General features: G+C 72.2%; 24 protein-coding genes. 6 read left to right on the forward strand and 18 right to left on the reverse strand.

Features of this window, described 5'->3' with window-relative positions:
- Nucleotides 1–23 precede the first annotated feature (23 nt).
- Complete coding sequence (locus Q7T52_RS10495) at nt 24–890, reverse strand: NUDIX domain-containing protein (protein ID WP_304802158.1); 867 nt, start codon at nt 888–890, stop codon at nt 24–26.
- Between the two features lie 41 nt (nt 891–931).
- Here Q7T52_RS10495 and Q7T52_RS10500 point away from each other — a divergent pair, with 41 nt between their 5' ends.
- Nucleotides 932–1,939: a glycosyl hydrolase family 18 protein gene (locus tag Q7T52_RS10500; protein WP_304802160.1), complete on the forward strand. Its 1,008-nt coding sequence runs from the start codon at nt 932–934 to the stop codon at nt 1,937–1,939.
- A gap of 91 nt (nt 1,940–2,030) precedes the next feature.
- On the opposite strand, the gene Q7T52_RS10505 is transcribed toward Q7T52_RS10500, so the two are convergent.
- The 10 genes from Q7T52_RS10505 to Q7T52_RS10550 form a co-directional block, all read right to left on the reverse strand.
- A complete protein-coding gene (locus tag Q7T52_RS10505) occupies nt 2,031–4,316 on the reverse strand; it encodes a DUF3376 domain-containing protein (RefSeq protein WP_304802162.1) in 2,286 nt (761 codons plus the stop codon).
- Nucleotides 4,317–4,409: 93 nt separating this feature from the next.
- On the reverse strand, nt 4,410–4,781 hold the full coding sequence (locus tag Q7T52_RS10510; RefSeq protein WP_304802163.1) for a hypothetical protein: 372 nt from the start codon (nt 4,779–4,781) through the stop codon (nt 4,410–4,412).
- Nucleotides 4,782–4,809: 28 nt separating this feature from the next.
- Complete coding sequence (locus Q7T52_RS10515) at nt 4,810–5,229, reverse strand: YjbQ family protein (RefSeq protein ID WP_304802165.1); 420 nt, start codon at nt 5,227–5,229, stop codon at nt 4,810–4,812.
- A 4-nt stretch (nt 5,230–5,233) separates the two neighbouring features.
- Complete coding sequence (locus Q7T52_RS10520; RefSeq protein ID WP_304802167.1) at nt 5,234–5,788, reverse strand: DUF3105 domain-containing protein; 555 nt, start codon at nt 5,786–5,788, stop codon at nt 5,234–5,236.
- A 14-nt stretch (nt 5,789–5,802) separates the two neighbouring features.
- Nucleotides 5,803–6,114 (reverse strand): thiamine-binding protein, encoded by a 312-nt coding sequence (locus Q7T52_RS10525; RefSeq protein ID WP_304802169.1) that lies wholly within the window; start codon nt 6,112–6,114, stop codon nt 5,803–5,805.
- Nucleotides 6,115–6,138: 24 nt separating this feature from the next.
- Entirely contained in the window at nt 6,139–6,831 is a 693-nt protein-coding gene (locus Q7T52_RS10530; RefSeq protein WP_304802171.1) for a hypothetical protein, read from the reverse strand.
- A gap of 61 nt (nt 6,832–6,892) precedes the next feature.
- Entirely contained in the window at nt 6,893–7,402 is a 510-nt protein-coding gene (locus Q7T52_RS10535) for a SigE family RNA polymerase sigma factor (RefSeq protein ID WP_304802172.1), read from the reverse strand.
- On the reverse strand, nt 7,386–8,714 hold the full coding sequence (locus Q7T52_RS10540) for a hypothetical protein (RefSeq protein WP_304802175.1): 1,329 nt from the start codon (nt 8,712–8,714) through the stop codon (nt 7,386–7,388). Before Q7T52_RS10540 ends, Q7T52_RS10535 begins: the two co-directional genes overlap by 17 nt.
- A gap of 144 nt (nt 8,715–8,858) precedes the next feature.
- Nucleotides 8,859–11,687 (reverse strand): aconitate hydratase, encoded by a 2,829-nt coding sequence (locus Q7T52_RS10545; RefSeq protein ID WP_304802202.1) that lies wholly within the window; start codon nt 11,685–11,687, stop codon nt 8,859–8,861.
- Nucleotides 11,688–11,929: 242 nt separating this feature from the next.
- On the reverse strand, nt 11,930–12,718 hold the full coding sequence (locus tag Q7T52_RS10550) for a VWA domain-containing protein (RefSeq protein WP_304802177.1): 789 nt from the start codon (nt 12,716–12,718) through the stop codon (nt 11,930–11,932).
- 140 nt (nt 12,719–12,858) lie between these two features.
- Here Q7T52_RS10550 and Q7T52_RS10555 point away from each other — a divergent pair, with 140 nt between their 5' ends.
- The gene (locus Q7T52_RS10555) at nt 12,859–13,437 is read left to right on the forward strand and encodes a dihydrofolate reductase family protein (protein WP_304802179.1); all 579 of its coding nucleotides are present in this window, start codon (nt 12,859–12,861) and stop codon (nt 13,435–13,437) included.
- Between the two features lie 25 nt (nt 13,438–13,462).
- Here the strand turns inward: Q7T52_RS10555 and Q7T52_RS10560 are convergent, their stop codons facing one another.
- From Q7T52_RS10560 to Q7T52_RS10570, 3 genes are read right to left on the reverse strand one after another with little or no spacing between them, the layout of a single operon-like run.
- On the reverse strand, nt 13,463–14,293 hold the full coding sequence (locus tag Q7T52_RS10560) for an SDR family oxidoreductase (protein WP_304802181.1): 831 nt from the start codon (nt 14,291–14,293) through the stop codon (nt 13,463–13,465).
- 34 nt (nt 14,294–14,327) lie between these two features.
- Nucleotides 14,328–15,455, reverse strand: coding sequence for a class I SAM-dependent RNA methyltransferase (locus Q7T52_RS10565; RefSeq protein ID WP_304802183.1), 1,128 nt, complete (start codon nt 15,453–15,455; stop codon nt 14,328–14,330).
- Nucleotides 15,456–15,462: 7 nt separating this feature from the next.
- Nucleotides 15,463–17,511: an APC family permease gene (locus Q7T52_RS10570; protein ID WP_304802185.1), complete on the reverse strand. Its 2,049-nt coding sequence runs from the start codon at nt 17,509–17,511 to the stop codon at nt 15,463–15,465.
- A gap of 70 nt (nt 17,512–17,581) precedes the next feature.
- Between Q7T52_RS10570 and Q7T52_RS10575 the strand changes: the two genes are divergently transcribed.
- A complete protein-coding gene (locus Q7T52_RS10575; protein WP_304802187.1) occupies nt 17,582–18,250 on the forward strand; it encodes a TrkA family potassium uptake protein in 669 nt (222 codons plus the stop codon).
- 7 nt (nt 18,251–18,257) lie between these two features.
- Entirely contained in the window at nt 18,258–18,929 is a 672-nt protein-coding gene (locus Q7T52_RS10580) for a TrkA family potassium uptake protein (RefSeq protein ID WP_304802189.1), read from the forward strand.
- 102 nt (nt 18,930–19,031) lie between these two features.
- Here Q7T52_RS10580 and Q7T52_RS10585 read toward each other — a convergent pair whose 3' ends face one another.
- The 4 genes from Q7T52_RS10585 to dut are packed head-to-tail and all read right to left on the reverse strand — an operon-like array spanning nt 19,032 to nt 21,295.
- Nucleotides 19,032–19,784 (reverse strand): DUF3159 domain-containing protein, encoded by a 753-nt coding sequence (locus Q7T52_RS10585; RefSeq protein WP_304802190.1) that lies wholly within the window; start codon nt 19,782–19,784, stop codon nt 19,032–19,034.
- Complete coding sequence (locus Q7T52_RS10590) at nt 19,781–20,146, reverse strand: OB-fold nucleic acid binding domain-containing protein (protein WP_304802192.1); 366 nt, start codon at nt 20,144–20,146, stop codon at nt 19,781–19,783. Before Q7T52_RS10590 ends, Q7T52_RS10585 begins: the two co-directional genes overlap by 4 nt.
- Before the next feature lie 23 nt (nt 20,147–20,169).
- A complete protein-coding gene (locus tag Q7T52_RS10595; protein WP_304802194.1) occupies nt 20,170–20,802 on the reverse strand; it encodes a DUF3710 domain-containing protein in 633 nt (210 codons plus the stop codon).
- A 34-nt stretch (nt 20,803–20,836) separates the two neighbouring features.
- The gene (dut, locus tag Q7T52_RS10600; RefSeq protein ID WP_304802195.1) at nt 20,837–21,295 is read right to left on the reverse strand and encodes a dUTP diphosphatase; all 459 of its coding nucleotides are present in this window, start codon (nt 21,293–21,295) and stop codon (nt 20,837–20,839) included.
- Between the two features lie 58 nt (nt 21,296–21,353).
- On the opposite strand from dut, the gene Q7T52_RS10605 reads away from it, so the two are divergent.
- Nucleotides 21,354–21,806 (forward strand): DUF3093 domain-containing protein, encoded by a 453-nt coding sequence (locus Q7T52_RS10605; RefSeq protein ID WP_304802198.1) that lies wholly within the window; start codon nt 21,354–21,356, stop codon nt 21,804–21,806.
- A 38-nt stretch (nt 21,807–21,844) separates the two neighbouring features.
- Nucleotides 21,845–22,156 (forward strand): DUF4235 domain-containing protein, encoded by a 312-nt coding sequence (locus tag Q7T52_RS10610; RefSeq protein ID WP_304802200.1) that lies wholly within the window; start codon nt 21,845–21,847, stop codon nt 22,154–22,156.
- Nucleotides 22,157–22,727 lie beyond the last annotated feature (571 nt).

Raw genomic sequence — 22,727 nt, forward strand, 5'->3', positions numbered from 1 at the left:
AGACGGAGAACGTCCTGGGGTGCTCATGGGACCAGCTTTCGGTAGAGGTCGGACTGGAGCAGGTCGGGCAGGACCACGGACGTCGTGTGGGCCAGGGGCAGGGTGGCCGTGGACGCCGGCGTCACGAAGACCATCTGGCGACCCTCGTGGCACTCGATGTCGGCGTCGGTCAGCTCGGTCGCGGCGAGGTAGACCTCGAACTCGTTCATCAGGGGCTCGAGGGTCGACGGCAGGGTCCAGCGTCCGAGCAGGCACAGGGAGCCCTGGGGCAGGTCGACGCCCGTCTCCTCGGCCAGCTCGCGCCGGGCGGCGTCGACGTAGGACTCCCCGGGCTCCAACCCACCACCGGGGAAGGACCACTGGTCGGCCGCGACCTGGGCGTGCTCGTCGCGCTCCTGCATGAGCAGCCGGCCGGCCGGGTCCACCAGGGTCACCTGGGCGAAGCGGACGACGCCCTCGGCGTACCAGCGCGCCACGGCGTGGGCGCGGCTGGCCAGGACGTCGGGCAGCGCCAGCTGCGCCGAGCGCGTCAGCGGCAGGTCGCCGATCGTGGCCGGGTCGACGAAGACGAACTGCCGGCCCTCGTGGCACTCGACGTCGGCATCGGTGAGGTCGACGCCCGCGACGAACACGTCGACGGGGTCGGTGGTGCCGTAGTGCTCGTGGAAGACGGCGTACGTCGCGTGGTGACGCAGGGCGCCCGGCGGCAGGTCGAGCCCGGTCTCCTCGCGCAGCTCGCGGTGGGCCGCGGCCTCGGCGTCCTCGCCGTCCTCGACGTGACCGCCGCTCATCCCCCAGCACTCCGGGTCGATGGGCGCGTGCTCGTCACGCTCCTGCAGCAGCAGCCACCCGCGGCGGTCGACGAGGACCACGCAGGCGAACGACGGCATCCGGCCAGCCTAGGGGTGGCGCCTCGTGGCACCCTGACGGGATGCTGTGCACCGGCCTCGCCGTCGTCCTGGCGACCGCGTCCCTCGTCGTCCCCGGACCCGCTGGTGCGGTGGCGGACCCGGTCTCGCCGCGGGCGGCCGGTCTGGCCGTCACCGGGTTCGCGTACGGCGGACTCCCCCGGTCGGCCCTGCGGCGCGACGCCCACGCCCTCACCACCGTGACCGTCGACGGGGTCGCGCTGCTCGCCGACGGCAGCGGCGTGGTGGCGCCGGGCGCCGACGCCCTGCGGCTGGGTCGGGACGCCCGCGCCGAGGGGCTGCGGACCGAGCTGCTGGTGCACAACTTCAGCGACGGCCTCGGCGACTTCGACCCGCGGCGCGCCCACCTGCTGCTGTCGAACCCCGAGGCGATCGACGCGGTCAGCACCCGGCTGGCCGACCTCGCCGTGAGCGGCGGCTGGGGCGGCGTCAACGTCGACCTCGAGCTGGTCCGGGCCGGCGACGCCGCCGGGCTGGTCGCGCTCTGTGAGGCCGTGCGCGCGGCCCTGCCGGAGGGCCGGACGGTGACGATCGACATCAGCGCGTCGGGGTCGCTGCGCGGCTACCGCGAGCGCGGCTACGACCTCGCGGGCCTCGCGGCGGTCGTCGACCGGATCGAGCTGATGGCCTACGACCAGCACGGCCCGTCGTGGTCGGGACCCGGTCCGGTCGGTGGCCTGGCCTGGCAGCGCCGCGCGGTCCTCACCATGCGGCGCATCGTCCCGGCCGACCGGATCGACCTCGGGGTCGCGGGCTACGGCTACGCCTGGCGCCGGGGTGGGGGTGGCTGGACGGTCACCCCGGCCGCGGCGCGCCGCCGGAGCCACCGGGCCGGCGTACGCCCGGTGTGGCACGCGCGGGCCGGCGAGTGGTCGGCCCTCCTCCCGGGCGGGACCGTGCTCTGGTGGTCGGACGCCCGGTCCTACCGCCAGCGCGTCCGCCTCGCCCGGTCCTTGGGCGTCCACGGCCTCGCCCTCTGGCGCCTGGGCTCCGCCGACCCCCTCCCCTGACCTCCCCAACCGCCGAGTCGGCGCAGAGTTGAAGTGAGAACAGCGCGAGTCGGCGCAGGTGCTGAGCCGCCGCGCCGACTCGGCGCGACGGTCAGTCGGAGGCGTCGTCGATCTTGCGGCGCACCCAGGCGCGGATCGGGAGGGTGACGAGGTTGAGGGTGACGGCCTTGACGCGGGCGACCTTGCCGATGTCGCCGAAGGTCGGGTGTCCGGAGGTGACGGCCTCGAGGACGGTGCCGGCCGAGGGGACGGTGCCGAGGACCTCGGGGACGGTGGCGAGGAGCAGGTCGACGGCGGCCTGGCCCCCGTTGACGGGCTCGGCGACGAACTCCTGGAAGAGCTGGTCGGGCTGCTTGGCGAAGACCTCTGCCGCCCCCTTCTCGAACGCCTCCTGGTCGGTGCCGTCGGCGGTGCGGATGGCCTCGGCGAGCGCGGTGCAGAGCGGGTCGGTCTGGAAGTCGGGGCCGACGAGGTATTCACACAGGGCGCTGGCGCCGTCGAGGCGGCCCCAGAGCCAGTCGTGCTCGCGGCCCTTCTTGGAGCCGAAGGCGCCGAAGTGGTTCCAGCGCTCGCCGTAGAGCTTGAGGGCCGGCCACTGGGCCTCGCCCGTGACGCCGGCGGAAAGCAGCGGCGCCGCGGCCGGGGTGACCTGGCGGTAGCGGAACGACGGCCGGTCGCCGGGGTCGGCGACGAGCGCGGTGCCGGCGACCTCGACGTCGAGGCCGTACTGCGCGAGCTCGGGGCCCGTCGTACCGGGCAGGCTCCCGGCGAGGGCGGTCGTGAACTCCTCCATCACCGCGGCGACCTCGGCCGCCACGCCGAGCTCGTCGTAGACGCCGACGAGCTGCTCGAGCCGGACCAGCGGCGTCATCGTGTCGTCGATCCACCGGAGCCCGCCCTCCTCGCGGCCACGCAGGGTCCGGACGCGGCGCTGGGCGTGGTCGAGGGCGGCGAAGGCCGGGTCGAGGTCGGCGCCGGTGGAAGAGCTGACGGCGACCATCGCGCGGCCCCACCAGCGGAGCACGCGGCCGGCGGCGGGCAGGCCCCAGGTCCAGGACGCCGGGTCGTAGGCACGCTCGGACGGCACCCCCGGGGGCTGCTCCTCCCCGAGCTCCAGCGGCAGCGCGGGCGCGAGCCGCGGGACCCGGTTGATCCCGGTCAGCCAGCGCTCGACCTCCTCGAGGCGCCGCGCGCGGTAGAGCGGGAAGAGCGCCTCGGCCACCGTGGTCGCCCGGTCGAGGCCGAGGGCCGACGCGTCCGCGTCGTCGAGCTGCTCGGAGTCGCCGGTCAGCAGGGCCAGGAGCAGGTCGGTCATCAGCTGGGCGGGGCTGGAGCGGGAGTAGGCCGCGTTCTCGAACGACGTCGTGAGCCGCTCCATGTCGGCGCGCTGGTCGGGCTCTCGGACCGCGGTCGCCACGGCGCCGAGCACGGCCGCGACGTGGGGCGGGACGTCGGCGTCGACCCACGGCCCGGTCGTGACCTCGTCGTGCGGACCCCCGACGGCCGGCGTGACGTAGAGGACGACGCGCTCGAACGGACGCCGCACCGTGCGGTCGCGCAGCGACTCGATGAGCGGCTCGAACGGGGCGTTGTCGAGCACGCCCCCGTCGATGAGCCAGGTGAGCGGGTCGGGCTCCGCCGGTGGCACGCGGTCGCGCCGCTTGGCGGCGAGGTCGTCGGTCTCGCGCACCGGGGAGAACGCGGCGGGAAAGCCGGCCGACGCGCGGGCGGCCAGCGCGATCGTCGAGCGACGGGGCTCCGCCGGCCGCACGAAGTCGTCGGGACCCTCGAGCGAGCCGTCGGCGGTGGTCCGACGCCGGAACTGGTAGACCCGCCGGCTGTCGACGGCGTGGGCGTCGAGCCCGCCCTCGAGCGCGTAGCGACGGGCGGCCGGCTTGAGCGCGGTCGCGGTCACCAGCAGCGTGCACTCGCCCTTCTCGATGTCGGCGCGCGGCTCGATCGCGTCGAGCACGTCGTGGACCTGCTCGCTGAAGTAGTCGCCGTCCAGGACGGACGGGGCGTCCTCGACGTCGGGACGGAGCAGCTTGCCCGGCTCGAGGGAGGCGATGTCGGACCAGGTGTCCTTGAGCGGGCGGAGCTCGGCCCCCCGCGCCACCGAGGTCGCGAGCAGGGTGCCGTTGAGCCCACCGGCACTGGTGCCGGCCACGGCGTCGACGACGACGCTCCGACCCGTCGCCTCGAGGATCCGGCGCCACGCCTCGTGCACCGGCAGCTCGTCCTCGTCCGCGGGCGCGGCGTCCAGCGACGCCAGCCGCAGCCGGTTGAGCTCGTGCACCACCCCGCTCATCCAGATCGCCAGGCTCACTCCCCCGTTGAGCACGAGGGCGAAGCGGGTCTCGGTCGGTGCGTGGGTCATGGCATCTCCTGGTAAGGCGTCTGCCACACCGTGTCGAACCTGGGTGGGAACGGCTATGGCCCGATCGGGCTACCCCGTCTCGAGGGGGTGCCTCTAGAGACGGGCGCGGTAGCGGGTGCCGCGCAGGGCGTCCTCGACCAGCCCGACCTCCCGGCGTACGGCGGACAGGCGCGCGTCCTCGACGAGCCAGGTCTCGACGGCCTCGTCGACGACGTCGGGCGGGGCGACCTCGCGCAGCTCGGAGCGCGCCTCGCTCAGCCCCCGCTGGGTCGCGGCCTGCATTGCCTCGACGTGGAGCAGCGCGAAGCGCGCGAGGAGGACCACGTGGCGCCGCAGCGTCGGGTAGGAGCGGAACTCGGGCGGGCTCAGGTCGAGCAGCCACGCCTCGGCCGTCAGCTCCCAGCGCGGCGCGTCGGGTGGGCGGACCGCGGCAGGCCAACCGGGCGGGACGACGAGGCTCGACATGGCCCGATGATATCGAACAGGTGTTCGATCAGGTCAACAGGCTGAAGCGGACCTCGCGCACGTCGTTGTCGACGTTGAGGTCGACCAGGCAGATGCTCTGCCAGGTGCCAAGGGCGAGCTTGCCGCCCACCACCGGGACGGTGGCGTGCGGCGGCACGATCGCCGGCATCACGTGGGACCGGCCGTGGCCGGGGCTGCCGTGCCGGTGCCGCCAGCGGTCGTCGGCCGGCAACAGGTCACCGAGCGCGGCGAGCAGGTCGTCGTCGGACCCGGCGCCGGTCTCGATGATCGCGATCCCGCAGGTGGCGTGGGGCACGAAGAGCTGCAGCAGGCCGTCCACCGCCCCGTCGTCGGCACCCGCGGTCGCGACGAACTCCGCCGCCTCGTCGGTCAGGTCGAGGATGAGCTCGCGGTCGCCGGTGCGGTAGCGGCGGGTCTCGGTGTGCACGGTCTCAGAGCCCGTACTGCTCGGCGACCTGGACGGCCTGCTCGGCGGTGATCCCGCCGGCGCAGGTGACCTGGCCGGACTCGGGCGCGATCGGGCTGTTCTCGTAGGTGGAGACGAACTCGGCGAGCCGCGGGTCGTCGACCCCGTCGAGGGCGACCTGTCGCTCCCACGAGCTCACGACGACCGGCGCCTCGAGGCCGTCGTAGGGCGTCAGGATCCCGTTGCCGGGCAGGGCCTCGGTGAGCGTGGCCACCTGGGCCTCGTCGAGGGCCGCGGCGTCGTAGGCGATCCAGATGCCGCCGTGCTCGAGGTTGTGGACGGCGAGCTCGTCGGCCACCGGGGCGTCGTAGGCACCGCAGTCCATCCAGGCACCGATGTGGTTGCCGCCGACCGGAGGGGCCTGGTCGTAGGAGACGTCGTCCTCGACGTGGGTGTTGGGGAGGTCGGACCAGGTCTGCAGGCCCTCCATCTCGGCCTCGTCGGGCTCCTCGTCGCCACGGAGGAACAGCACCAGGGCGACGCCGACCAGGAGCGCCGCGACCCCGGCGACCACGGGCACCAGGGCCCGGGGGTTCAGGACGCACCGTCCGCGGCCAGGGCCTGCTCGAGGCGGTCGAGCTTGGCGGTCAGCTCGCCGGTGCGGCCGGGCCGGATGTCGGCCTTGAGCACCAGGCCGACGCGCGGCGACACGGCGGCGACCACGTCGACGGCGCGCTTGACGACGTCCATCACCTCGTCCCACTCGCCCTCGATGTTGGTGAACATCGCGTTGGTCTCGTGGGGCAGTCCCGACTCGCGGACGACGCGGACGGCGGCCGCGACGGCCTCGGCCACTCCCCCGTCGGCGTCCCCGGAGGTCGGGCTGATGCTGAAGGCGACGATCATGGGGCCAACGCTACTGGCGGCCGGTCACCCGGCCGTGAACACGGTGTAGTCGTCCGGCCCGAGGAAGAAGCCCTGGGTGCGCGCCGGGTCGAGGCAGGTCACGCCGATCGCCTCGACGAGGCACTGGATGCCCGTGGCCGTCGACGTCGCGACGGTGTCGTTCTCCACGCGGGGCGCGCCGGGCTCACGGATCGTGTCGCTGTTGCACTCCGGCGTCGGATCGCCAGCGCCGAAGACGACACGGCCGACGTTCTGCGACGGGCCGTCGCCGCAGTAGTCGGGGTCGGGGATGCCGCCGCGCGGCAGCTCGCAGCCGATCGCGAAGTCGGAGTCGAGCAGGCAGTAGGTCCCGGTCACGGTCCGGAACCGCACGACCTCGCGCGGCTCCTGCCCCTTGGCGTCGAAGCGTGCCTGCGCGGCGGCGTACGTCGTGGGGGCGGCGTCGGGGTCGACCGGCGGCTGGGTGGGGGTCGGGGGCAGCGTCGGGGTGGGGTCCGGCGCCGGCGTGGGGGTCTCGGTCGCCGTCGAGGTGGGCTCGGTCGGGACGAGCTCCGTCGTCGTCGGCTCAGACGTGGTGGGCTCGGTGGTCGGCTCGGGGGTCGGCTCGGAGGTCGTCGTCGACGACGTGGGGTCGGCGCTCGGCTCGGTGTCGTCGCTGCAGGCGGTGGCGCCCCACGCGAGTGCGGCGAGGAGGGTCAGGAGGGGAAGCTTCGTCACCGCACCATCGTCGCGGTCGTGGCAGTGTCGACGCGGCAACCGGGTCGTCCCGGCGCGCCGCTCAGCCGACCTCCTCGAGCGCCTCCAGGGCGGGCAGCCGACGCCGCAGCACGGCGAGGGCGTCGCGGGCCTGGGACTTGACGGTGCCGACGGCGATGCCGAGCAGGTCGGCGGTCTCGCGCTCGGTCAGGTCGTCGAAGTAGCGCAGCACAACCACGGCCCGCTGTCGCGGCGCGAGCGAGAGCAGTGCTCTCCGCAGGTCCTCGCGCTCGACCACCTGCGTCTCGAGTCCGGTCGACGACGCCTCCTCGGGTGGTCGCTCGGTCGAGACCTCGCGCCACCGACGGCGGCGCCACCGGTTGACGCTCTCGCGAGCCAGGATGCGGCGCACGTAGGGGTCGGGGTCGTCGCTGATCCGACGCCAGTGCGGCACCGCCTTGACCAGCGCGGTCTGCACGAGGTCCTCGGCGTCGGCGTGGTCGCCCGTCAGCAGGTAGGCCGTCCGCAGCAGCGCGCGGCGCCGCGCGGCGACGTACTCCTCGAAGCCGGTCTGGTCAGCGGAGCCGCGCACGACGCCACCTCCCGACAGCCAGGGCGAGACCGGCGAGCAGGGCCAGGAGGACGCCGGCGAGGGGAAGCCGGGGGTCGAGGATCCACTCCGGGTCAGGGGCGTCGAGCACCGGCCCGCGCAACGCGTCGTCGGCCAGGACGACACCGGGACCGTCCTGCTCGACCGGGGTGCGGGCGACCTCGGTCACCGAGCCGTCCAGGCCCACGGACGACCACCGGCCGTCGCTGCCCGCGGTCAGGACGTGGTCGTCGTCGCGCCACCCGAGCACCTGGTTGTCGACGTGGTCGAGCCGCTGCAGGGTGCCCGCCGGGTCGGCGAGGTCAGCCACCAGCACGCTGCGCGGACGGCCGTCGCTCACGTTGGGCTGGAGGTCCTCGATCCACGCGATCCTGGCGCCGTCGGGGCTCACCACGACGCGGCTCTCCTCGGCCGCGACCGGGAGGCGCGGCCCGGGCGTCACCTGGCCGGAATCGTCGACGAGGTGGACGCGGCGTCCGGTGACCTCGACGAGCCGGTCGCCCGCCGGGGTGGCCTCGGTGAGACCGACGGTCTCACCGGAGGCGACCGACGACGGCTCCCCCGACAGTCCGAGGTCCCAGACGAGCGTGGGCGCCAGGGTGCCGGACGACGTGCTGCTGTCGTCGTCGTCGACCACGGCCGGACCGTCGAAGAGGCCGTAGTTGGCCAGCAGCGTGTCGTCGCCGACCCAGGCCAGGTCGTCGACCGTGATCCCGTGGGGCGCGCGTACGTCGTGACGGCGTACGGCGCCGGTCACGGTGTCGTAGACCGCGATCCCGGCCAGAGCCTCGTCGCCCGTCCCGCCGGGTTCGCCCGAGACCGGTCCGTCGTAGCCGTAGGCGAGCCGTCGGCCGTCGGCCGACAGCGCGACCGCGGAGGTCGTGTCCGGATAGCCCGGCAGGTCGAGGAACCGGTAGGCCCCGGTCGCCGAGAGACCGGCCAGCCCGGTGGTCCCGGAGCCCCAGAGCTGCTGCCGCTCAGCCCCGAGGACCGCCACCAGCGGGCCGACGGGCCCGTCGTCCGTGCCGCTCGTCCAGCCGCTGGGGGCCTGGATGCGGTCGGGCAGGGGCAGCGTCACCTCACCTCTGCTGGGTCCGACCTCCCGCTGCGACGACGGCAGCAGCTGGCTCCCGGCTCCGACCACGCCGGCGACGAGCAGGACGGTGAGCGCGACCGCACCCACGGTCCGTCGGCGCTGGCGGCGCCGGCCACGTCCCCACAGGTCGTCGGCGCTGAGGTCGTGCGGGGCGTGGTCGTCGGCCAGGTCGCGTAGTCGCTCGGCCAGGGTGCTCATGAGTCCTCCTCGTGGTCCTTCTACCCCTCACACGCCACGAGGGCGCCGGAGGGAGGGGTGTGGCGAGGAGAAACTTTCCCGGGAACGACGACGCCGGGCCGGCCACCTGCAAACGGTGGCCGACCCGGCGTCAGGACGGGACGGTCAGGCGCGGAGGAGGCTGCGCAGGACGTACTGCATGATCCCGCCGTTGCGGTAGTAGTTGGCCTCGCCGGGGGTGTCGATGCGGACGACCGCGTCGAACTCGACGCTCTCCCCGTCGGTGGTGGCTGCCGTGACCTTGACCGTCTTGGGCGTGGTGCCGTCGTTGAGCGCGGTGATGCCCGCGATCGAGAACGTCTCCTCGCCGGTCAGGCCGAGCGACTCGGCGTTCTGGCCCTCCGGGAACTGCAGCGGGATGACGCCCATCCCGATCAGGTTGGAGCGGTGGATGCGCTCGTAGGACTCGGCGATGACGGCGCGCACGCCGAGCAGCGCGGTGCCCTTGGCCGCCCAGTCGCGCGACGAGCCCGAGCCGTACTCCTTGCCGCACAGGACGACCAGGGGGATGTCGGCCGCGGCGTAGGCCTCGGACGCCTCGTAGATCGAGGTGACGGGGGCGTCGTCCTGCGTGAAGTCGCGCGTGAAGCCACCCTCGGTGCCGGGGGCGATCTGGTTGCGCAGCCGGATGTTGGCGAACGTGCCGCGGATCATGACCTCGTGGTTGCCGCGGCGCGAGCCGTAGGAGTTGAAGTCACGCTGCTCGACGCCGTGCTCGGCGAGGTAGGTGCCGGCCGGGCTGTCCTTCTTGATGGCCCCGGCCGGGCTGATGTGGTCGGTGGTGACCGAGTCGCCGAGCTTGAGCAGGACGCGGGCGCCGTCGATGTCGGTGACGTCGGTCGGCTCGGCCGGCATGCCGTCGAAGTAGGGGGGCTTGCGCACGTAGGTCGACTCGGGGTCCCAGTCGAACGTCTTGCCCTCGGGCGTGGGCAGCGACTGCCACGTCTCGTCGCCGGCGAAGACGTCCTGGTAGGAGTCGTCGAACATCTTCGAGCTGATCGCCTGGGCGATGGTCTCCTCGACCTCGGCCGGGGAGGGCCAGATGTCCTTCATGAAGACGTCGTTGCCGTCGGTGTCCTGGCCCAGCGGGTCCTTGAACAGGTCGACGTCCATCGAGCCGGCCAGGGCGTAGGCGACCACCAGCGGCGGCGAGGCCAGGTAGTTCATCTTGATGTCGGGGTTGATCCGGCCCTCGAAGTTGCGGTTGCCCGACAGCACCGAGACGACGGCGAGGTCGCCCTCGTTGACGGCGGCCGAGACCTCGGGGATGAGCGGACCGGAGTTGCCGATGCAGGTCGTGCAGCCGTAGCCGACGAGGTTGAACCCGAGCTTGTCGAGGTAGGGCGTGAGGCCCGACTTGTCGTAGTAGTCGCTGACGACCTTGGAGCCGGGGGCCAGCGTGGTCTTGACCCAGGGCTTGCTGGTCAGGCCCTTCTCGACGGCCTTCTTGGCGAGCAGCGCCGCGCCGATCATCACCGACGGGTTGGACGTGTTGGTGCACGACGTGATCGCGGCGATGGTGACGGCGCCGTGGTCGAGGGTGAACGTGGTGCCGTCCTCGAGGGTGACCTCGACCGGGTTGCTCGGGCGTCCGCCGTCCTTGGGTGCGGCCGACAGGTAGTCGGTCGGCGGGGCGGCCTCGCCGTGGCCGTTGCTGCTCACGGGGTCGGAGGCCGGGAACGTCTCGGCGACCGACTCGTCGTAGCCGTTCTCCTCGCCGGACTCGTCGACGTAGTCGGCGAGCGCGCCGCGGAAGGACTGCTTGGCGTCGGAGAGCGACACCCGGTCCTGGGGCCGCTTGGGGCCGGCGAGGCTGGGGACGACGGTGGAGACGTCGAGCTCGAGCTTCTCGGAGTAGCGGGGCTCGGCGTCGGGGTCGTGCCAGAGGCCCTGGGCCTTGGCGTAGTGCTCCACGAGGGCGAGCTGCTCGGCCGAGCGGCCGGTGAGCTTGAGGTAGTCGATGGTCTGCTCGTCGATCGGGAAGACCGCGATGGTCGAGCCGAACTCGGGGCTCATGTTGCCGATCGTGGCGCGGTTGGCCAGCGGCAGCGCGGAGACGCCGGGGCCGTAGAACTCGACGAACTTGCCGACCACACCGTGCTTGCGCAGCATCTCGGTGATCGTGAGCACGAGGTCGGTCGCGGTCGTGCCCTCGGGCAGGTCGCCGTTGAGCTTGAAGCCGACGACGCGCGGGATGAGCATCGAGACGGGCTGGCCGAGCATCGCGGCCTCGGCCTCGATGCCGCCGACGCCCCAGCCGACCACGCCGATGCCGTTGACCATCGTGGTGTGGGAGTCGGTGCCGACGCAGGTGTCGGGGTAGGCCTGGAGCTCGCCGTCGACCTCACGCGTGAAGATCGTGCGGGCGAGGTGCTCGATGTTGACCTGGTGGACGATGCCGGTGCCGGGCGGGACGACCTTGAAGTCGTCGAACGCACCCTGGCCCCAGCGCAGGAACTGGTAGCGCTCGCGGTTGCGCTCGTACTCGATCTCGACGTTGCGGCCGAACGCCTCGGGCGTGCCGAAGACGTCGGCGATGACGGAGTGGTCGATGACCATCTCGGCCGGCGCGAGCGGGTTGATCTTGGTGGGGTCGCCACCGAGGTCGGCCATCGCCTCGCGCATCGTGGCCAGGTCGACGACGCAGGGGACGCCGGTGAAGTCCTGCATGATCACGCGCGCCGGCGTGAACTGGATCTCCTTGCTCGGGTCGGCGTCGGCGTCCCACCCGGCGATCGCCTTGATGTCGTCGGCCGTGATGTCGGCGCCGTCCTCGGTGCGCAGGAGGTTCTCGAGCAGCACCTTGAGGCTGAACGGCAGGCTCGCGACGTCGAGACCCTCACCCTCCACCGCGTCGAGACGGAAGATCTCGTAGGACTTCCCGTCCACGTCCAGGGTGCTCTTGGCGCCGAAGCTGGCGTTGCTGGGCCTCAGCCGTCTCCTCGTGGGTGCTGTGGTGGCCGCTGACCATCTTGCCGCCGCCGGGAAACCCGGCGGTAGTAAGGCAGACCTAACCGGTCAGCACGTTTGTCTTGATATCAAGATACATGACGTCGAGGGAAAACGGTGACGGAATCCCCGGCCGGCCGGGGATTCCGACCGTTGTCAGGGGTTGCAACCCCTGACAACGGTCGGATTCCCCGGCTGACCGGCTTTCCCGTCGCGGCCGACCTCGCTCAGACGACCATGCCGAGCCGGCGCGCCTCGGTGACGTACTCGCCGTACTCGTCGAGCAGCGCCTCGATCAGGGCCTCGTCGGACAGGGCGTCGATGGAGCCGATCGGCTTGTAGTCGGCGTTGTCGATGACGCGCTCCTCGAGGTCGTCGAGCTTCTGGAGGAACTCGAACGACTCGGCGCCGATGGAGAGGAACTTCCAGAAGATCGGCGCGGTCGAGACCTCGATCAGCGCCTGGACGGCCTGCGGCTTGGAGTTGGGCGCGCCGTCGGTGAGGAAGATGGCGAAGACCGGCTCGTTGGCGGGCTGGAGGCCGGCGGGGAGGGCGACGTCGACGGCACCCTCGACCTTCTTCTTGCGGCCGAACAGGCCCTTCTTCTCGGTGGTGACCACCTGGGGCGGCGGGAAGCCGAAGTGGTCGCGCACGGTGCGGAACGCGCCGGCGTAGTCGGTGGTGCCCATCCGGCGGCCCTGGGTCAGCCGGGTGACGGCGCCGGCGTAGTTGTCGAGCGGGACCTCGCCCAGGTAGGCGGCGCTGGAGTCGAACACGAAGAAGTCGATGGCGCCGTCGTCGTCGAGCTGGGTGGCCAGCGCCAGGATCCGCTCGGTGAGGTTCTGCACGCGCCCGGAGCTGTACTCACGCGACATCGAGCCGCTGTAGTCCATGACGACCGCGACCTTCGCCTTGCTGCCGAACAGGTTGCGCTTCTCGAGGCTGACCTTGGCGGTCTTGGCCAGGGAGACGAGTCCGGGTGCGGTGGACTCGACCTTGTCGAGGGAGATGGGCATCAGTGACCTTCCGTCGGGGTGGGGACGAGCCCATCCTGACCGACAGCCGAAACGAGAAACCTCGGGCGCGGCTGTCGTACGGCGGCCACGCCGTTCGTGGAGAGGATGACAGCGACCACGAACTCTCCCCAGGAGCACAGATGTCCGAGCAGCGCACCCTCATCGTCACCGCCTTCGTGTCCCTCGACGGGGTCGTCGACTCCCCCGGCGGCGAGCCCGACCACCGCAGCACCGGGTGGACCTTCCAGGACCTCGAGCACGACGACGCCGTCTACGAGCTCAAGGGCCGCGAGCAGGGGGAGGCCACCGCCATGCTGCTCGGCCGGGTCAGCTACCAGGCCTTCGCGCCCGTGTGGCCCGACATGGACTTCTTCGCCGGCTACAACGCGATGCCGAGGTACGTCGTCTCGACGACGCTCGCCGAGACCGACCTCGACCCCCGCTGGCCAGCGACCATCCTGCGGTCGCTCGACGACGTCGCAGCGCTCAAGCAGACTGAGGGCGGCCCGATCTCGGTGCACGGCAGCGCGACCCTGGCCCGCGACCTCGCCGACGCCGGTCTCGTCGACCGCTACCACCTGCTGGTCTTCCCCGTGTTGCTCGGGGCCGGAAAGCGGCTCTTCAGCGAGACCGACAAGGCGAAGCAGATGCTGGAGGTCGTCGAGAGCGAGACCTACGGCAACGGCGTGCAGAAGCTCGTGTACGACGTCGTACGCTGATCCGTCGGCGTGGGGGATCGCCGCTTCACCCCTGCGCCAGCACCGCCACGTCCTGCCACTTCTCCCAAGACTCGAGGCGGGAGGCGTAGTCGGCCTTGGCGATCGTGAGCGGGGCCTCGCCGAGGAAGGCGCGCAGCGGCGGCTCGTCGGCGTCGACGATGCGCAGGACGGCGGCGGACGAGGCGGTCGGGTCGCCGGGGGTCCAGCGCGACTTGCGCTGCTCGGCGACCTGCTCGCGCAGGGCGGCGTAGGCCGGGAGCTCGGCCGAGCGGCTGGCCGAGGACCCGCCCCAGTCGGTCGAGAACCCGCCGGGCTCGATGAGCGTCACCTTGATGCCGAAGCCGGCGACCTCCTGGGCCAGGGCCTGCGAGAAGCCCTCGAGGGCCCACTTCGACGCGTGGTAGGCGCCGACGAGCGGGAACGCCGAGATGCCGCCGATCGACGACACCTGCAGGATGTGGCCGGAGCCCTGCTCGCGCAGGAACGGCAGCGCCGCCTGCGTCACCCACATCGCGCCGAACACGTTGGTCTCGAGCTGCGCGCGGAACTCCGCCTCGGTGAGCTCCTCCACGAAGCCGAAGTGGCCGTAGCCGGCGTTGTTGACGACGACGTCGAGGCGGCCGAAGTGCTCGTGGGCGCGCGCGACGGCCGCGAAGTCGGCGTCGTGGTCGGTCACGTCGAGCTCGATCGGCAGGATCGCGTCGCCGTACGTCGCCACGAGGTCGTCGAGCGTCGAGGTGTCACGGGCGGTGGCGGCCACGCGGTCGCCGCGCTCGAGGGCGGCGGTGCTCCACTCGCGGCCGAAGCCGCGCGAGGCGCCGGTGATGAACCAGGTCTTGCCAGAGGTGTCCGTCATGACCTCGACGTTAGGGACTGGTGCGCGCTCCAGGTCAACCAGCGCGAGGGGTGAGCAGCGCGACACACTCGACGTGGTGGGTCATCGGGAAGAGGTCGAACGCCCGCAGCGAGACCAGCCCGTAGCCGTGCTCGGCGAAGATCGCGACGTCGCGGGCCAGGGCCGCCGGGTCGCACGCGACGTAGGCCACCGCGCGCGGCGCCCGGCCCACGACCTGCTCGACCACCGCACGCTTGGCGCCCTCGCGCGGCGGGTCGAGGACCACGAGGTCGACCGGGGTCGTCGGCAGCCCGGACAGGACCGTGCCGACGTCGCCGGCGAGCGCGGTCGCCCCCGCCACGTTGTCGAGGGAGTACGCCGAGGCCGTGCGGTCACCCTCCACCATCGTCACGAGCCCGGGGTCGCCCACCGCCTCGGCGAGGAAGCGCGCGAAGAGCCCCACCCCGGCGTAGAGGTCGAGGACCGACTCCCCCGCCCGCGGCTCGAGCACGGCGAGCACGGCGTCGACGAGCACCTCCGGCGCGCCGGGGTGGACCTGCCAGAACCCGTCGGCGGCGACGGCGAACGACATCCCGCGCACCACGTGGGGCGAGGGGTCTGGCGCCTCCAGCAGGCACTGGTCGACCGGGACGAGGTCGTGCGAGCGGTGCTTGCGCATCGCCGGCCCCCCGCCCTGCGCCGCCGGCAGCCGCGCGTAGCGCTGCCGGGTGCGCCAGCCGAGCCCGCTGCCGACCGGGGTGTCCCCCGGCACCGGCTCGACGACGACCTCGACGTCGAGGCCCGCCAGCCGACGCAGCTGCTCGGCGACGACGGTGGCCTTGAGCTCACGCTGGTGCGGTACGGCGACGTGCTGCAGGTCGCAGCCGCCGCACGCGTCGGGCCCGGCGTACGGGCAGGGCGGCTCGACGCGGTGCTCGGACGGCTCCAGCACCTCGACGGCGTCGGCACGCCAGAACCGGTCGCCCTCGGTGCCCTCGGTGACCGCGACGACGACGCGTTCGCCCGGCAGCGCGTGCCGCACGAAGACCGCACGGCCTTCGTGCCGGGCCACGCAGAACCCGCCGTGCCCGACGGGGCCGACCTCGACCTCGAAGCGCTCCCCCACGCGGGAGGCGCCGCGCGCGGTCCGGGTGCGCGGCCGGCGGCCCGACGAGCGGGTCACGTGCGCGTCACTTGTCGAGGGGGCCGCGCGGGCGCGGTCGCTCGTCGACCTGGCCGCGACGCAGGTCGCCGGCCTTGACCCGGAAGGCGTCGCGCTCCTCACGCTCGACGGCGATCTGCGACGACCGCAGCTGGTAGGGCACCGACGTCACCATCACGCCGGGCGTGAAGAGCAGGCGGCCCTTGAGCCGCAGGGCGGTCTGGTTGTGGAGCAGCTGCTCCCACCAGCGCCCGACGACGTACTCCGGGATGTAGACCGCCACGACGCCGCGCGGGTTGGCCCGGCGGATCTCGGTGGCGTAGGCGACGATCGGGTTGACCAGCTCGCGGTAGGGCGAGTGCAGCAGCTTGAGCGGCACGCCGAGGTTGCGGCGCTCCCAGTCGTCGACCAGCTTGTTGGTGTCCTTGGCGTCGGTGGCGACGTAGATCGCCTCGAGGACGTTGGGACGCGACGCCTTGGCGAAGGCGAGCGCCCGCAGCGTCGGCTTGTGGATCCGGCCCACCAGCACGATCGCGTGCACGCGGGTCGGCAGCAGCTTGTCGTCCTCGTCGGCCACGAGCTCGAGCGCGACCTTGTCGTAGTGACCCTTGATGGCCCGCATCAGGGCGAAGAAGAAGAGCATCGCCAGGATCGTGATCCACGCGCCGGCCAGGAACTTGGTCACCAGCACCACGACGAGCACGACAGCGGTGAACGACAGGCCGACCGCGTTGATGGCGCGGGAGCGCTGCATCCGTCGCCGGGCGGCGGCGTCGCGCTCGGTCAGCAGCTTGCGGGTCCAGTGCCGGATCATCCCGAGCTGGCTGAGGTTGAACGAGACGAAGACGCCGACCACGTAGAGCTGGATCAGCTTGGTGGTCTCGGCGTCGAAGGCGACGATCAGGACGATCGCCATGACCGCCAGGAACAGGATGCCGTTGGAGTAGGCGAGGCGGTCGCCCCGCGAGCCGAGCGCGCGGGGCGCGTAGCCGTCCTTGGCCAGGATCGAGCCCAGCACCGGGAAGCCGTTGAACGCCGTGTTGGCCGCCAGCACCAGGATGATCCCGGTCACCGTGATGACGAAGTAGAAGCCCGGGCTGAAGTCGAGGAACACCGCTCGTGCGATCTGGGCGATCACGGCGTGCTGCTCGTAGTCGCCGGGGACCGGGATCCCGCCCATCATCAGTCGGTCACCGTCGTTGGGGTCGACGTAGCGCAGGCCCATCTCGCGGGCCAGCACGATGACGCTGAGGATCATCGAGATCGCGATCAGGCCGAGCAGGAACAGCGTCGTCGCGGCGTTCTTGCTCTTGGGCCGCTGGAACGCCGGTACGCCGTTGGAGATGGCCTCGACGCCGGTCAGGGCGGCACAGCCCGAGGAGAACGCCCGCGCCAGCAGGAAGAGCAGCGCGATCGTCGTCAGCGGCTGCTCGTAGCCCGGGGCGGCCTCGATGGTGAGGTCGGCGCTCTCGACCTGCGGCAGCGTCCCCAGGGCCAGCTGGACGAAGCCGTAGGCGCACATGCCGAGGATCGCCATCATGAACGCATAGGTGGGGACGGCGAAGAAACCGCCGGACTCCCGGATGCCGCGCAGGTTCATCGACGCGAGCAGGACCACCATCACCGACCCGAACAGGGCCTCGTGGCCCTGCAACGGCTCGATCGCGGCCGCGGCGTACTGCGAGGCCGAGGAGATCGAGACCGCGACGGTGAGGATGTAGTCGGCCAGCAGTGCGCTGGCGACGGTGATGCCGGCGGTCTTGCCGAGGTTGACCGTCGCGACCTCGTAGTCACCACCGCCGCTCGGATAGGCGTGCACGGTCTGCCGGTAGGACGCGATGACGGCGATCATCACCACCGCGACGGCGATGCCGACCTTCCACGAGAAGGCGTACGCCGACGCGCCGGCCAGCGACAGCATGATGAAGACCTCGTCGGGCGCGTAGGCGACCGACGAGAGCGCGTCACTGGCGAAGATCGGGAGCGCGATGCGCTTGGGCAGCAGGGTCTCGCCCAGCTGGGCGCTCCGAAGCTTGCGTCCCAACAGGATCCGCTTCGAGACATCGCCGACACCCACGAGCCGAAAGGGTACTGGTGGCGGACGGGTTCGCTGCTGTCCGCGCCGGGCCAGGCCCTAGGGTGACGTTGTGCATGTCGTGATCATGGGTTGTGGCCGGGTCGGCTCGACCTTGGCGCGCAGCCTCGAGGACCGCAACCACACCGTCGCCGTCATCGACAGCGAGCCCGACGCGTTCCGGCGGCTGGGCCCGGCGTTCAACGGCGACAAGGTCACCGGCTACGGCTTCGACCAGCAGGTCCTGGAGAAGGCCGGCATCAAGCGGGCCGACGCCTTCGCCGCGGTCTCGAGCGGTGACAACTCCAACATCATCGCCGCGCGTGTCGCGCGGGAGCAGTTCGGGATCCAGCAGGTCGTCGCCCGGATCTACGACCCCGGCCGCGCCGAGGTCTACCAGCGTCTCGGCATCACCACGGTCGCCACGGTGAAGTGGACGGCCGACCAGGTGCTGCGCCGGATCCTGCCGGCCGGCGCCGAGCCCGACTTCCGCGACCCCAGCGGCACCATCCGCGTCGACCAGGTGCCGGTGCCCGAGGTGTGGGTGGGCCAGCGGACCATCGACCTACAGCTCCAGAGCGGCGGCCGCATCGCCTGGATCGACCGGCTCGGCGAGGGGATGATCCCCGACCGCGACACCGTGCTCCAGGAGAACGACCTGATCCACCTGGTCATGCGCGAGTCCGACGCCGGTCGCGCGTTCGACGTCATCAAGAGCGGACCCGAGGAGCACCACGGATGAACAACTCATGAGGGTCGCCATCGCCGGGGCCGGTGCCGTGGGCCGCTCCATCGCGCGCGAGCTGATCGGCAACGGCCACGAGGTCCTGCTGATCGACAAGAACCCGCGCTCGGTGATGCCTGAGCGCGTCCCCGACGCCGAGTGGCTGCTTGCCGACTCCTGCGAGATGTCGTCGCTCGAGGAGGCCCGCCTCGACAAGTGCGACGTCGTCATCGCCGCGACCGGCGACGACAAGGTCAACCTGGTGACGTCGCTGCTGGCCAAGACCGAGTTCGGGGTCCCCCGCACCGTCGGCCGGGTCAACCACCCCAACAACGAGTGGCTGTTCACCGAGGCCTGGGGCGTCGACGTCAACGTCTCGACCCCGCGCATCATGTCGGCGCTCGTCGAGGAGGCCGTCACCGTCGGCGACCTCGTCCGCCTCTTCACCTTCCGCCAGGGCAACGCCAACCTGGTCGAGATGACCCTGCCCGCCGACTCGCCCTACGTCGGCAAGCCGGTCGGGCTCATCCCCTTCCCCGAGAACTGCGCCCTCGTCACGATCCTGCGTGACGGGCAGGTCTACGTGCCCGACATCGAGCAGCCCGTGGAGTCCGGTGACGAGCTGCTGTTCGTCGTGGGCGCCGAGGGCGAGGACGAGCTCGAGCAGATGCTCGCTCCGTCGAGCCACCCGGGCTGACTCACCGCGGCCTGGGTGGGCCGGCTGCGGTGTTCTCGACGCGCCCGTTCCGGCCTCGTTCCTCAGCCGGAGGTCCCGCTCGACCTTCGTCCGCGACGAGGGTCAGGTCGTACCTCGCTGCCCCTCTGCGGACTCGAGGGGTGTCGCGTTGCGCGCGAGCAGCCACACCATGGCCGACCACGAGGCGATCCGCAGCGGCCACCCCAGGCCGTAGCGGAGCGCGGCGATGATCGCGACGGCGGTGCCGGTGCCGATGACGTCCTGCCAGCCGAGGACCCAGACGGGTCCCTGGAGCAGCACGCCGACGGCACCGGGGGCGCCGAGCAGCAGGGTGAGGCGGCCGCAGAGCTTCACGACCTGCCTGTTGTCGTGCCAGGCCGTCGGGTCGCCGGTGACGCTGCCGAGCATGAACCCGACCGCGGGCCAGCGCGCGACCACCGAGCCGAAGAGCACGATCGTGTAGACGAGGCTGTAGAGGATGCCGGGCAGGAAGAACGCAAGAGCCTGGTCGTCCGCCGAACCGCCGCCGCGGGCGGCCAGCCGCACGAAGACGTAGCCGATACCGATCGAGAAGACGGCGTTGAGGACGTACTGCAGCGTGCTCCTCTGCACCAGCCGGACCGCCAGGGCGATCCCGGCCGACGCCAGGCTGACGACCAGTGCGAGCTGGAGCTCCTTGGTCGGCAGCCAGACGGCGGTGAACAGCAACCCCGGGATGGCGGCCTCGAGCATGCCGCGCTTGCCGCCGAGGGCCTTGGACATCTGCGCACGGACCATCGCCTCGACGGTCGCGACGTCGGCCTCGGGCTTGGCCGCTCCGGTGCCGTCGGTGCCGGTCGTCTCGTCGGTGCTCACGTCGACATCAGCTCGTAGCGCGGGTTGTAGATGATCCGGTGGCCGTCATGGACGCCGATCCGCGCGCGCACCTGCAGCGACCGACCGGGGTCGATCCCGGCGATCCGGCGGCGGCCGAGCCAGACGATGGTGAGGACGCCGGAGCCGTCGTAGAGCTCCGCCTCGAGGGCGGGCACGCCGCCGCGCGGCCGGACCGTGACCGTGCGGATGGTGCCGCGCAGGGTGACCAGCTCGCGGTCGGGGGCGTCGGCGATCGAGACGTCACCGGAACCGACGTAGGTCGCGCGCATGTCGCGGGCGTAGGAGTCGTCGGGGTTGGCCCACTTGCTGATGGTGCGCCGCAACCGGCTCTTCTCCGCCATGGGTGTCCCGCAGGTCCTCGGGGTCAGCCCTGGACGCGGCGCGCGGACTCGGGCAGCACCAGGGGGAGCGGCTCGCCGACCATCATCGGGCTGGTGCCCCGACGTACGGCGACCTGCGTGAGCAGGTCCTCCCACTCGTCGGAGGAGTCGACGTCGCGCGCCGGCTTGCCGAGGAAGGTCGCGCGCAGCAGCCAGCGCGAGCCGTTGATGCCGATGATGCGGGAGTTCTGCACCGCGTTGCCCTCGGGCCGCTGGACCTGGATCTCGCAGACCAGCTCGGAGCCGAATCGGCCCTCGCGCTCGGTGGCGGTGCCGCCGCGCTGGGCCATGTCGGCCGCGATCTTGGGGCGCACCTCGCTCCAGAGGTCTCCGTTGCGGGGCGCCGCGAAGGCGCGCAGCTCGACGGCCCCGTCGGGACCGGCCAGCATCACCGACTGCACCTGGCCGGAGGCCTCGTCGACCTGCATCCGCAGCTCGCGGTCGGCCGTCGGGACGATGAGCAGCGAGCCGAGGTCGACCCGCTCGACGCCGTCGTCGTCGGACAGGTCCTCGGCGTCGTAGGGGCCCACGAGGGCCTCGCGCGCGGCGGTCGCCGCCGTCTCCTCGTCGAGGGTGTCCTGAGCCTTCTCGGCGTCGGACTTGCGGCGGAACTTCACGAGGTCACTCCTGGGACGGGGGCTGCGGGGCCGTTCACGGTACGACGGGACCGAACCCGCCGGTAGAACCGTAGCCCCCGGCCCCTCGCACGCTCTCGGGGAGGCGCTCGACCTCGACGAACGCGGCGCGCTCGAACCGCTGCACCACCAGCTGGGCGATCCGGTCGCCGCGGCGCAGCTCGATCGGCTCTCGCGGGTCGTGGTTGACCAGCAGCACCTTGATCTCGCCGCGGTAGCCCGCGTCGACGGTGCCGGGGGTGTTGACGATCGACAGCCCGTGCCGCGCCGCCAGCCCCGACCTCGGGTGCACCAGCGCGACGTAGCCGTCGGGCAGCGCGATGGCGACGCCGGTCGGCACCAGCGCCCGCTCCCCCGGTGCCAGCGTCACGTCGACGGTCGTCAGCAGGTCTGCGCCCGCGTCGCCGGGATGGGCGTAGGCCGGCAGCGGCAGGTCGGGGTCGAGGCGCAGCACCTGGATCTCGAGGTCGGGCACGGCACGGACCCTACGACCCGTCATCGGCTCCTCAGGGACCGGATGGGACGCTTGACCCGTGGTGACGGCGTACGACGAGAGGCTTGCCGTCCCGCTGCGGTGGTGGGTCCAGGGCTCGATGCTCGTCGCGTCGCTCTGGCTGGCCCTCGTCGTCGCGGTCCCCGGGTTGCTCGCCTGGGCGGTCACCGCCGTCGCCGTGGCCCTGCTGACGCTGCTGCTGCGCACCTACGGCGGCGCCCGGATCGTCGTCGACGACGGGGTGCTGCGGGTGGGGCGGGCCCGGATCGAGGGCCACCACCTCGGCCGCGCCGTGCCCCTCGACGCCGACCAGGCCCGCCGCACCGCCGGCGTCGAGGCCGACGCCCGGGCCTTCCTGCTGCTGCGGCCCTACCTCTCCCGCGCCGTCAAGGTCGAGGTCACCGACCCGGCCGACCCGGCGCCGTACTGGCTGATCAGCACCCGCCACCCCGACCAGCTCGCCCACGCGGTCGACGCCCTCTCCAGAGACTGACCGGTCCTTGGCGCACCCCGGCGCTATAGGGTCGGGCCATGGCCAAGAAAGACGCCTCAGGCGCCCCCGACAGCTCCAAGATCTGGTCGGTGTTCTCGCTCGTGTCGGCGCTGGGTGCCGCGGCCCTGGCCAAGAAGGGGCTCAACGCCACCTGGAAGACCGCCACGCGCAAGAAGCCGCCCGAGAACCCCGCCGACCCCGACATCGAGCTGCGCGAGGCGGTCGCGTGGGCCGTCTTCAGCGGCGCCTTCGTCGGCCTGGCCCGGATGCTCGCCCAGCGCCGGGCCGCATCCTACTACGCGCGCTCCACCGGTCGGCTGCCTCCTGGGCTGCACAAGGACGGGCAGTAGAGGGTCGTACGTCGGGCTGGGTCCTTGTCAGCCTGAGGTCTTTCGGGGTCGGGCTGTCCGCGCGCTTAGCATCCCGGGTCTCCCTGTCAAGGACGCCTACGGCGCCGCTGCGCGGTCGCTGCGCGATCCTTGACAGCGAGCCTCTCCCGGGATGCTTGAGGGCGCAGACAAGGGCGGGCTCCGCCGCGCCCTCGTCCGGCGCGGACAGCCCTCATCTGCACCACTGGTCGCGCTGACCGGACGTTTCTCCCGGTTCTCCTATGAAACTTCGGCCCAGAAGCGGGAGCTTCGTCGCAGAACTTCACCTTGCGGGCTCCCCGACCCGGGCCGGCGGTGTGTCAGCCTCCGAACCGGCACCTCGGATCGCCCAGAACGGTGGCTCACGCACCGCCGGGTCGGGTGGCCGCGCAGGCGACGGCGTGCCGCGCGCGCGAGGCCACGCCGTTGCGCGCCGAGGAGCAGACCGCGAGAGGCTCGGGGTCAAGGATCGCGCAGCGACCGCGAAGCGGCGCCGAAGGCGTCCTTGACGCCGAGACGCGGTCTGCTACGCGCGCGGCCACCCGACCCGGAC

The sequence above is a fragment of the Nocardioides sp. genome (genome assembly GCF_030655615.1).
Lineage (GTDB): Bacteria > Actinomycetota > Actinomycetes > Propionibacteriales > Nocardioidaceae > Nocardioides.